This is a genomic window from Robertmurraya korlensis NBRC 107688, from assembly GCF_001591645.1.
GTDB lineage: Bacteria > Bacillota > Bacilli > Bacillales > Cytobacillaceae > Robertmurraya_A.
In genome coordinates, this window is sequence record NZ_BCVH01000033.1 from 18,142 (window position 1) to 28,588 (window position 10,447).

The window sequence follows — 10,447 nt, forward strand, 5'->3', positions numbered from 1 at the left end:
GCCATGGCGCAAATGACATTGATTCAAGCAATCACGGATGCGTTACGTATTGAATTGCGCAATGATCCGAACGTGTTACTATTCGGTGAAGACGTAGGAAATAACGGAGGAGTATTCCGTGCAACTGAGGGTCTTCAGAAGGAATTCGGAGAAGAGCGCGTATTTGATACACCACTTGCTGAATCTGGTATCGGTGGTTTAGCAATCGGTCTTGGTTTACAAGGTTTCCGTCCGATTATGGAAATTCAGTTCTTCGGTTTTGTATATGAAGTAATTGACTCGATTTCTGGTCAAATGGCTCGTATGCGTTACCGTTCAGGTGGACGTTACAATTCTCCTGTTACAATCCGTTCTCCATTCGGTGGTGGTGTTCATACACCTGAACTACACGCTGATAGCTTAGAGGGATTAATGACACAACAACCAGGCTTAAAAGTTGTAATTCCATCAACTCCTTATGATGCTAAAGGTTTATTATTATCAGCAATTCGTGATAATGACCCGGTAATCTTCCTTGAGCATATGAAGCTATACCGTTCATTCCGTCAAGAGGTTCCTGAAGAGGAATACACAATTCCACTAGGAAAAGCTGATGTGAAGCGTGAGGGGAAAGATTTATCTATTATTACTTACGGAGCAATGGTACATGAATCATTAAAAGCTGCTGAAGAACTAGAAAAAGAAGGTTTCTCAGTAGAAGTAGTGGACTTACGTACACTTGCACCATTAGATATTGACGCTATCGTAGCATCTGTAGAGAAAACGGGACGTGCAATTGTTGTTCAAGAAGCGCAAAAGCAAGCAGGGATTGCTGCTCAAGTTGTTGCAGAAATTAACGACCGTGCCATTCTTAGCTTAGAAGCTCCTGTTCTACGTGTAGCAGGTCCTGATACTGTGTATCCATTCTCTCAAGCAGAAACAGTATGGTTACCTAACTACAAGGATGTTATCGAAACAGCGAAAAAGGTTTTAAGCTTCTAATTAATAAAAGAGGGGAATGGGTCACCATTTTCCCTTTCCTTATATGAAAAGTTCTGATTAAGCTCGTATCTATAGGAGGGTGAATTCATGTCATTCCAATTTAAATTACCGGATATCGGTGAAGGTATCCATGAAGGTGAAATCGTTAAGTGGTTTGTTAAACCAGGCGATAAAGTTCAAGAAGACGATGTACTTTGTGAAGTGCAAAATGATAAAGCAGTTGTTGAAATCCCATCACCAGTTGCAGGTACAGTAGAGGACGTACTTGTTGGCGAAGGAACAGTAGCAACAGTAGGTCAAGTACTAATTACATTTGATGCTCCTGGTTATGAAAACCTTAAATTTAAAGGTGACGACCATGATGAGGAAGCTCCGAAAGAAGAAGCAGCACCTGAACAAGCTCCTTCTGCAGAAGCTAGCACGACTAATAACGGGATTGCAGAGACTCAACCAGCAGTTGATCCTAACCGTCGCGTTATTGCAATGCCTTCTGTTAGAAAGCATGCACGTGAAAAAGGCGTAAATATTGCATTAGTTTCTGGTTCTGGGAAGAACGGCCGCGTATTAAAAGAAGATATTGAAGCATTCCTAAATGGTGGTACAGCACCTGCTGCAGTAGAAACTGCTCCAGCAGCTGACGCAGTTTCTACTGAAGCTGTTCAAGAAACAGCTAAGGTTGCAGCTACACCGATTCCACAAGGTCAATATCCAGAAACTCGTGAGAAGATGAGCGGAATCCGTAAAGCAATTGCAAAAGCTATGGTTAACTCAAAACACACAGCTCCACACGTAACATTAATGGATGAAATTGATGTTGCAAAGCTTGTTGCTCACCGTAAGAAGTATAAAGAGGTAGCAGCAAACAAAGGTATTAAGCTAACTTTCTTACCTTATGTAGTTAAAGCATTAACAAGTGCTTTACGTGAATTCCCAGCTTTAAATACATCTATTGATGATGCAACAAGCGAAATCGTTCATAAGCACTACTACAATATCGGAATCGCTGCAGATACTGAAAAAGGCTTACTGGTACCTGTAGTTAAGGATGCAGACCGCAAGTCGATCTTTACGATTTCAAATGATATTAATGAACTTGCAGGAAAAGCACGTGATGGAAAGCTTGCTCCTGATGAGATGAAAGGTGCTTCTTGCACAATCACAAACATCGGTTCTGCTGGTGGTCAATGGTTTACTCCTGTAATTAACCACCCTGAGGTAGCTATTCTTGGGATTGGCCGTATTGCAGAAAAAGCAATCGTTGTAAATGGTGAAATTGTTGCTGCACCAGTACTTGCTTTATCTTTAAGCTTTGACCATCGTATGATTGATGGAGCAACAGCTCAGCATGCTCTTAACCATATTAAGCGCTTGTTGAACGATCCAGAACTATTGTTAATGGAGGCGTAAAAACATGGTAGTTGGAGATTTTCCGATTGAAACAGATACACTTGTCGTTGGTGCAGGTCCTGGAGGTTATGTAGCTGCTATTCGTGCTGCACAGCTAGGACAAAAGGTAACGATTGTAGAAAAAGCCACTCTTGGTGGAGTGTGTTTAAATGTTGGTTGTATTCCTTCAAAAGCATTGATTGCTGCTGGTCACCGTTATGAAACAGCAAAACATTCTGATGCGATTGGTATTACAGCTGAGAACGTTAAAGTGGACTTTTCAAAAGTTCAAGCTTGGAAAGCTGGAGTTGTTAAGAAGCTGACTGGCGGTGTAGAAGGACTTTTAAAAGGAAATAAGATTGACATTGTTCGTGGAGAAGCGTATTTCGTTGATAACACAACTGTTCGTGTAATGGATGAAAATTCCGCACAAACATATAAGTTTAAAAACGCTATTATTGCAACTGGTTCACGTCCAATTGAATTACCACAATTCAAATACACTAAGCGTGTACTTGATTCAACTGGTGCTCTTGCATTAGAAGAAATTCCTAACCATATCGTTGTTATTGGTGGAGGATATATTGGAACGGAGCTTGGTGGAGCATATGCTAATTTCGGAACAAAGGTGACGATCCTAGAAGGTTCTGATGAAATCCTTAATGGCTTCGAAAAGCAAATGTCTGCAATCGTTTCACGTAACCTTAAGAAAAAGGGTGCGGAAATCATTACGAAGGCACTAGCAAAGGGTGTTCAAGAAACAGAAACTGGTGTATCAGTAACTTATGAAGTAAAGGGAGAAGAACAATCTGTTGAAGCGGACTACGTGTTCGTAATGGTTGGTCGTCGTCCTAACACGGATGAGCTTGGATTAGAGCAAGCAGGTGTTGAACTAGGAGAAAGAGGAATTGTAAAAATCGATAAGCAATGTCGTACGAATGTAAGCAATATCTATGCAATTGGTGATGTAGTAGAGGGTCCTCCGTTGGCTCATAAAGCATCATACGAAGGTAAAATTGCTGCTGAAGCGATTGCTGGTCACACATCTGAAATCGATTATTTAGCTATTCCTGCAGTAGTATTCTCTGATCCTGAGTTAGCATCAGTAGGTTATACGGAGAAGCAAGCAAAAGAAGAAGGAATCGATATCATTGCGGCTAAGTTCCCATTCGCTGCAAATGGTCGTGCACTGGCACTAGACGCTGCAGAAGGCTTCTTAAAGCTAATAACTCGTAAGGAAGATGGATTAGTTATCGGAGCACAAATCGCTGGTCCTAGCGCATCTGATATGATTGCTGAATTAGGCCTAGCTATTGAAGCAGGAATGACTGCTGAAGACTTAGCAATGACGATCCACGCACATCCAACATTGGGTGAGATTACGATGGAAGCTGCTGAAGTTGCACTTGGAAATCCAATTCATATTGTAAAATAAAAAATAAGACCTGTTTCCTTTTGGAGGCGGGTCTTATTTCTCTTCTAGAACCTTTGCTATAGGCTGAACAATTTCTTCAACAGATTCTACTCCGTTTACTGTGACAACTATTTCATTATTATAAACTACGATTATGGCTGGATTTTCTTTTATGGTTAGAAGGTCAAGGTATTCTTCAGAGTGATTTGGATTAATCGTCTTCATGTTTTTAACGGTCTCAGGATAGGTCTTTTTCAATTCTATTAAAGCATCGTAATAGGCTGCCTCATATTGATACTCCGATTCATCAGAAAGAAAAATTAGCTGTTTGACATTTTTATCAAAAGGAAATCCATGATTCGTTTGTGAACGATCACAGGAGACGATAGTCAGTAAGAGCATAATCAATATAAACGTAGAAAACCCTTTCAAAATACCGCCTCCATTTTTTTGTAATTTTCGAACATATTTTACCATAGAGTTGGAAAATTTTATTCAATGTCATCTATTTGTTACAGAAATGAAAAATAGAATGAGAAGTATAGACATAAAATAAAATAGGACAAGTAAGATTAGAAGAATAGAGACCGGTGGTGAACAATTTGAAGGTGTACGTAGTAATTATCATACAATTCATGATTTGGAGTGGATACACGCTTACAGAGTGGCTTTCGAAGCATGATCAACTAATCTATAATATTTTAATGTTTTTTGTCTTTTTTTACATAGCCATTTCAACAGGGAACCATATCATTCGGTCACCTAAAAAGACAATGATTGTGACATTGATTAGCTTGATGCTATACAGTTCTGTTCATTTTACCATGACGTTTTTAGTTTACTAAACAAAAAAGCAAGTTGCTAAATGATTAGCTACTTGCTCCTAATTGTTATTTTCTTGGGTAGTAGTACATGATTCTGCCATTAAACAAATGAAGTTCTGCCTGAAGCTTTTTAGCTAGAAACTTACAAAATTCATTTGCTTTCCCTTTGTCACCAAAAGTTGAAGATTCGGGAAGAGTGACTTGAATATATGTTTGTTTGCTCTCAATTCCATCCATATCTACAATTTCTTCTTGGTCTACCCCAAGTAGGATGGCATGATATCTGTCCTCATTGGAATGCAAATAGAACCAAAAGCCTTTTCCAGATGGCTCTTCCTTTATGTCATAAGGGAAGGCTGAATCCTCATATTTCCAATCCAGTTGTTTGCCTGTCTTTGAGGTAATGTCCTTATAGTATCGAAAAAGCTCCTTTATTTCATCTGTGGTAACGTTTTCTTTTATTGATGCTGGCACGAGCTTTATGTATGCGTTAGTAGCCACCATAATCCCCCCATTAATTGTACGAAAATATACAAATTTCTTTGCTCAATATCATTCTAGCATTGTATAAAATTAAAGTACAACACAACACAAGATAACTTTTTATGAAGTGGGTTGATTTTCCTTGTGTATGTAAGATATAATAAAATTCTAAATATTAAAAAAATTCAGGAGGTGGCAATAATGGATTTTTTTGACAAGCTCTATGATGAGCATGAAAAGGTCAGAGTACGATTTGTCGGTTTTGCTACAGAACAAACGCGCTATGACTTTGGAATTGTTTACACGGATATGTTTTTTGGTAAGCCTCTCGTAATTTGTATGCAAACTGGCCGCTCTACTCTCCTCGACCCTAAAGACCTCGAAGATATCGAATACATTCAGTCAGCATTCAGAATAAAGGATCTTCAGCAAGCGAAGGATTTGGTTGAATTCTTTACGGAGGCATTACCAGAAACACCTTTTCAAACACAATATGAATAAAATTGACTTTGTACAGACCAAATAGGTCTGTTATTTTTTTGTCTTTTTTAGCCATATAATTTTTTAATGTGTTATACAATTTAGGCTTGATAAATTAATAGTGTTATATTATTATTGGAATAAGGATGTTGAAGCGTTTTCAAAACATGTGATTAAATACGGATAAAGGGGAATGAAAAAAATGGGAATTATCGTATGTCAAGCTTGTAATTCAACGATTGATCATTTTGAGGATGAAAAAGTTACCGTTCTTTATGCGAAGTCACATTGTAGAGATTGTTGTCAAACACAAGGGGAAGAAGAGAAGTAAATTATATGTAATAGCATATTGGAATATGTGTATTAAATAAAGAGCGAGGGGATATCCCTCGCTCTATTTTCTATCTAATAGCCTTCTGTTCCTTAATCACTCGTAAATAACGAAGATCAAAATCTTCTGGACCTTGTACAGGAAGACCGACCTCCATATTTTTTTTGATATATGTTAGATTATCTTCGGTAATAATTTCCCCTGGGATAAAAATGGGGATACCTGGGGGATATACCATGATAAATTCCGCTATAATTCTCCCTTCAGATTCGTCAAAAGGGACTAGCTCTGTTTTTGCGTAAAAAGCATCTCTTGGTGTTAATGCTAATAAAGGGATATCTGGTAAAAGTACCTCTGCCTTAACCATATCATTGTTATTAATTGGCTGAGCCGCAAGCTCCTTTAAAGCACTTATTAAGATATCTGCTTCTCTTTTCGTGTCACCAGGTGTTACGATACAGAGAATATTGTATAAGTCAGACATTTCAACCTCTATATTGTGGTTATCACGGAGCCATTTTTCCACATCAAAGCCAGATAATCCGAGTTCTTTCACAGAAATAATTAGCTTTGTTGGATCATAATCATAAACGGCATCCAACTGAAGAATTTCTTCACCAACGCATAGAAGATGCGGGATTGAATTTACCTCTCGGCGAATATATTGAGCCAACTCAATTGTCTGACTGATTAATTCCTTGCCCTCAGTAGCAAGTCTTTTACGGGCCACGTCTAAAGATGCAAGTAATAGGTAAGAAGTTGAAGTAGTCGTTAGCATGCTCAATATGGATTGCACACGTTTTGGATTAATTAGATTCCCTTTAATATTTAAAATAGAACTTTGTGTCATGGAGCCTCCAAGCTTATGAACACTCGTCGCTGCCATATCTGCACCTGCCTGCATTGCAGATAAAGGAAGGTCTTCATGAAAGTGGATATGTACCCCATGTGCTTCATCTACAAGTACGGGTACTTTGTAGGAATGAGCGATTTCTACAATCTTTCTTAGGTCTGCAGCCATTCCAAAGTATGTCGGGTTAATCACTAAAACACCTTTTGCATCTGGATGCTGTTCTAGTGCACGTGCCACTGAATCAGTCGTAATACCATGTGAGATGCCTAATTTTTCATCAATGGCTGGATGAATAAAAATGGGGGTAGCACCAGAGAAAACAATCGCTGACATAACAGACTTGTGAACGTTTCTAGGAACAATAATTTTATCCCCAGGTCCGCAAACAGTCATGACCATCGTCATAATAGCTCCGCTTGTCCCTTGAACGGAAAAGAATGTTTGATCCGCGTCAAAAGCTTCAGCCGCAAGGTCCTGTGCTTGCTTAATCATACCCTTTGGTTGATGAAGGTCATCGAGGGGACCAATATTAATTAAATCAATCGACAACGCATTATCGCCTATAAAATGTCTAAATTCCGGATCAATCCCTGTTCCTTTTTTATGACCAGGAATATGAAATTGAACTGGATCCTTCTTTGCATGCTCTATAAGTCCGCTAAATAACGGTGTTTCGTATTGAGACAACGTAATTCCACACCTCTTTAATTAATAGTTAGGTTAATTTCACCCATAAAACAAGAGAAATTATAGCATTATTCACTTTCGTTGCATAGAAAAACATATCCCTATTTCATTATTATGTCGGATTGCTTTGTAACTTATTTTTAGGGTACACTTTAAAAGGAAATTAAATGTAACGGAGTGTGTGTACTTTGGAATATCAATACCCGATTGACCATACATGGTCAACAGATGAAATTATCGATGTAATTAAGTTTTATGAACTAGTTGAGGCCGCATATGAAAAAGGAGTGGACCGCGACATATTTATGAAATCGTATCGTAGATTTAAGGAGATTGTCCCGAGTAAGTCAGAAGAAAAAAAGATATGTGATGAATTTGCGGAGTCCAGTGGGTATTCCACTTACTTAATTGTAAAAAAAGCAAAAGAGGGTAATTCAGAAAAAATAAAAATGAAATAAGAAAAGGGAGCCATTGTGAAGAAATCATCTTCATGGCTCCCTTTTTTAAAAACTTGCCCAATTTTTCATAAACCTGTTTACACTAATTTATACAGGGGTAATAAAGTTTTAAAGACACCCTCAACTTCTGTTAGAAAATCAGAAGAAGACATGTTTATTGCATCTTTTTTCTCTATATGAATACCACATAATATTTCTGCTTTTTTAACCGTCTGTAGTCTCTCGAACATTAGTCGCAGGTCTTCTTCCTTCAGTTGTTGATGTGTGGTAGCACCTGGTTTCATATGGTCTTCAGACCATACGAAATGCTTTGGTGTATTTTTGTAAATGGAAGCAAGGTTTTTTTCTAATGTCTTACCAAAATCAGCTTTATTCGTAGCTTCATAAATCATAGCAAACCAGACAAAAACATGAGATTCCCATAACCCGATTTGAAAATGTGGAAGCATTTTATACCCTCTTGAACTGCTAGAGAAAGCTACCCATGTATCTTTAGGTGGGTTAATTGTTCTCCTTGCATGTTTGGCTACATGTGGAAAGATTTCATTTCCAGTTATAGCTGATAAAGTAGGAGAAAAATGTTCTCCTAGTGCTTCAAGCTTTGGTCTAATTGTATTCTTTAAGGCATCCATTCTTGCATCCAAACCATCTATATTAAAAACTTCAAAGTCCTCTTCAGTAAATCCAGAAAATGTCATTGTTTTTCCTCCCATAAAAAGTCTCTCTGTAGGTAATTGTAGCATATGGTAGAAAAAACGAGAAATATGTTGACTTTTGCTAAAAAAATAAATTAATTAGGCAAAAGCGCAAATTAGTTGCATCAAAAGCCTTTTGTTCATATTATAATAGTAAAAATTATCTGAAAATTCATTATTATAAAAAGGGGTGTATTACTATGAAACAGCTGATTGGCTCAGCGAAAAAGAATAACGCAGAAAGAGAAAGAACGGCTGTTCTACGCTTGGAAATGGATTACGAACTTGCCACATTATTTGAAGCGATGACGGAGAAAAATGAAAAAAAGAAAACTCAAGTAAAAGAAAAGCTAGAAAGAATTAGAATGGAATTGGTAAAGTTAAAGGCGTTGTAATTTTGTAAGGACGGTACACATGGATGGATTTTAAAAAAATACAATGGGAATCATAAAGGCGAACATTAAGTTTATACTTATGATCGCCTATTTTATTTTCGCGCATTCGTATCAGTTGTTTGTTGAATGGAATTGTTTTACTCTATAAGAATAAGATATTTACATAGAAAAGAGATGATATAAATGGATATTAATGCGGTAGACATATTTGCTAAACAATTAGTCAAAGAAGCCGGTGAACGAATTAAAAAGTCATTTTCTAAGGTCTTAAATATTGAAACCAAATCACATGCAAATGATCTCGTTACAAACATGGATAAGGAAATTGAAGAGTATTTCATACATCAATTAAAAAGCCATTTTCCAGACCATCGCGTATTAGGGGAAGAAGGTGTAGGAAGTAATCCTAAAGAATTGTCTGGGGTAGTTTGGATTATCGATCCTATTGATGGTACGATGAATTTTATTCATCAACAAAGAAACTTCGCCATATCGGTTGGTGTTTATGAAGATGGTGTCGGTAAAATCGGCCTTATTTACGATGTTGTTCATGATGAGCTGTACCATGCCAAAAAGGGTGAGGGAGCATACATAAATAATAACCGACTTTCTCCGCTTTCACCTGTAAAGGTGGAAGAAGCAGTTATCGGAATAAATAGTACGTGGGTCACTCAGAACCGAAGAATTGATAGTAGTATCTTATCACCACTTGTAAAAGCAGTGAGAGGAACTAGATCATATGGCTCAGCAGCGATTGAGATGGCCTATGTCGCAGCAGGGAGACTAGATGCTTATATGACGCTTCGGTTATCTCCATGGGATTTTGCAGCAGGTATTATCCTGGTGGAAGAGGTTGGAGGAGTGTGCTCAACCTTAAAGGGAGAGAAGCTTAACTTACTCGGAGAAAATTCGGTGTTAATTGCAAATGCAAGCTTACATGAGGCGGTATTAAAGGATTTTCTGAGCAATGGAAAATGGTAACATTCAATACCGGAAAATGCGTGAGTCGGATTCTACACTAATTAATTACTTTACACAGTTTGATACCCTTTGGAGATCGCTTGAAATGAATCAATTGACTACAAAAGAGTATATACAGAAGTATAATGAAGGGGAATGGAGAATATGGGAGCAAGATGAGAGTGATGTAGCGATCACTTATCACTTGGAGAATGCCCCTTCAAATACTAAACCTTGGATTGGAACGATTATTGTACAACCAAACGAACGTAGACAAGGCCTAGGTATAAGAGTAGTACAACAGTTAAAAGAAGAGTTGCAGGAAAAGGGACATAAAGCTATTTTTGCAGGGGTTCCTGTTGATGCCCATATTTGGATCCAATTTTTATCAGATTGTTATTTTGAACAGTTTAAGATTGAAAAAGATGAACAAAATCAAATGTTTTTAATTATGGTTTCTCCTTTGTAATAAAAAGGGTTGGCAAATGCCAACCCTTCAG

At 37.7% G+C, this 10,447-nt stretch carries 14 protein-coding genes; 10 read left to right on the forward strand and 4 right to left on the reverse strand.

The features are described 5' to 3' along the window. Window positions 1-3 precede the first annotated feature (3 nt). The 3 genes from BKO01S_RS22505 (at window position 4) to lpdA (ending at window position 3,802) form a co-directional block, all read left to right on the forward strand. On the forward strand, window positions 4-981 hold the full coding sequence (locus BKO01S_RS22505) for an alpha-ketoacid dehydrogenase subunit beta (protein ID WP_066059899.1): 978 nt from the start codon (window positions 4-6) through the stop codon (window positions 979-981). 87 nt (window positions 982-1,068) lie between these two features. Continuing rightward, entirely contained in the window at window positions 1,069-2,388 is a 1,320-nt protein-coding gene (locus BKO01S_RS22510; RefSeq protein ID WP_066059900.1) for a dihydrolipoamide acetyltransferase family protein, read from the forward strand. A gap of 4 nt (window positions 2,389-2,392) precedes the next feature. Then, a complete protein-coding gene (lpdA, locus tag BKO01S_RS22515; RefSeq protein WP_066059902.1) occupies window positions 2,393-3,802 on the forward strand; it encodes a dihydrolipoyl dehydrogenase in 1,410 nt (469 codons plus the stop codon). A gap of 33 nt (window positions 3,803-3,835) precedes the next feature. Here the strand turns inward: lpdA and BKO01S_RS22520 are convergent, their stop codons facing one another. Beyond that, entirely contained in the window at window positions 3,836-4,213 is a 378-nt protein-coding gene (locus tag BKO01S_RS22520; RefSeq protein ID WP_066059904.1) for a hypothetical protein, read from the reverse strand. Between the two features lie 176 nt (window positions 4,214-4,389). On the opposite strand from BKO01S_RS22520, the gene BKO01S_RS22525 reads away from it, so the two are divergent. After that, complete coding sequence (locus BKO01S_RS22525) at window positions 4,390-4,626, forward strand: hypothetical protein (protein ID WP_369691015.1); 237 nt, start codon at window positions 4,390-4,392, stop codon at window positions 4,624-4,626. A 45-nt stretch (window positions 4,627-4,671) separates the two neighbouring features. On the opposite strand, the gene BKO01S_RS22530 is transcribed toward BKO01S_RS22525, so the two are convergent. Then, window positions 4,672-5,106: a DUF1885 family protein gene (locus BKO01S_RS22530; protein WP_198158873.1), complete on the reverse strand. Its 435-nt coding sequence runs from the start codon at window positions 5,104-5,106 to the stop codon at window positions 4,672-4,674. A gap of 183 nt (window positions 5,107-5,289) precedes the next feature. On the opposite strand from BKO01S_RS22530, the gene BKO01S_RS22535 reads away from it, so the two are divergent. Together BKO01S_RS22535 and BKO01S_RS22540 are read left to right on the forward strand one after the other, a co-directional pair. Beyond that, window positions 5,290-5,589 carry a DUF3055 domain-containing protein gene (locus BKO01S_RS22535; RefSeq protein WP_066059910.1) on the forward strand — a complete coding sequence of 100 codons (300 nt, stop codon included), beginning with the start codon at window positions 5,290-5,292 and terminating at the stop codon, window positions 5,587-5,589. 181 nt (window positions 5,590-5,770) lie between these two features. Beyond that, the gene (locus BKO01S_RS22540; RefSeq protein ID WP_066059912.1) at window positions 5,771-5,899 is read left to right on the forward strand and encodes a GapA-binding peptide SR1P; all 129 of its coding nucleotides are present in this window, start codon (window positions 5,771-5,773) and stop codon (window positions 5,897-5,899) included. A 70-nt stretch (window positions 5,900-5,969) separates the two neighbouring features. Here BKO01S_RS22540 and BKO01S_RS22545 read toward each other — a convergent pair whose 3' ends face one another. After that, complete coding sequence (locus tag BKO01S_RS22545) at window positions 5,970-7,439, reverse strand: aminotransferase class I/II-fold pyridoxal phosphate-dependent enzyme (protein WP_066059913.1); 1,470 nt, start codon at window positions 7,437-7,439, stop codon at window positions 5,970-5,972. 188 nt (window positions 7,440-7,627) lie between these two features. Between BKO01S_RS22545 and BKO01S_RS22550 the strand changes: the two genes are divergently transcribed. After that, on the forward strand, window positions 7,628-7,897 hold the full coding sequence (locus tag BKO01S_RS22550; protein WP_066059915.1) for a UPF0223 family protein: 270 nt from the start codon (window positions 7,628-7,630) through the stop codon (window positions 7,895-7,897). A 77-nt stretch (window positions 7,898-7,974) separates the two neighbouring features. On the opposite strand, the gene BKO01S_RS22555 is transcribed toward BKO01S_RS22550, so the two are convergent. After that, a complete protein-coding gene (locus tag BKO01S_RS22555) occupies window positions 7,975-8,595 on the reverse strand; it encodes a DUF1054 domain-containing protein (protein WP_066059917.1) in 621 nt (206 codons plus the stop codon). A gap of 197 nt (window positions 8,596-8,792) precedes the next feature. Here BKO01S_RS22555 and BKO01S_RS22560 point away from each other — a divergent pair, with 197 nt between their 5' ends. The 3 genes from BKO01S_RS22560 to BKO01S_RS22570 all read left to right on the forward strand — a co-directional run bounded on the left by BKO01S_RS22560 (window position 8,793) and on the right by BKO01S_RS22570 (window position 10,416). Continuing rightward, window positions 8,793-8,987, forward strand: a complete 195-nt coding sequence (locus tag BKO01S_RS22560; protein WP_066059919.1) for a YkzI domain-containing protein — start codon at window positions 8,793-8,795, stop codon at window positions 8,985-8,987. Between the two features lie 183 nt (window positions 8,988-9,170). Beyond that, window positions 9,171-9,968, forward strand: a complete 798-nt coding sequence (locus BKO01S_RS22565) for an inositol monophosphatase family protein (RefSeq protein ID WP_066059921.1) — start codon at window positions 9,171-9,173, stop codon at window positions 9,966-9,968. Further along, window positions 9,955-10,416: a GNAT family N-acetyltransferase gene (locus BKO01S_RS22570; RefSeq protein WP_066059923.1), complete on the forward strand. Its 462-nt coding sequence runs from the start codon at window positions 9,955-9,957 to the stop codon at window positions 10,414-10,416. The genes BKO01S_RS22565 and BKO01S_RS22570 overlap by 14 nt, the downstream gene beginning before the upstream one ends. Window positions 10,417-10,447 lie beyond the last annotated feature (31 nt).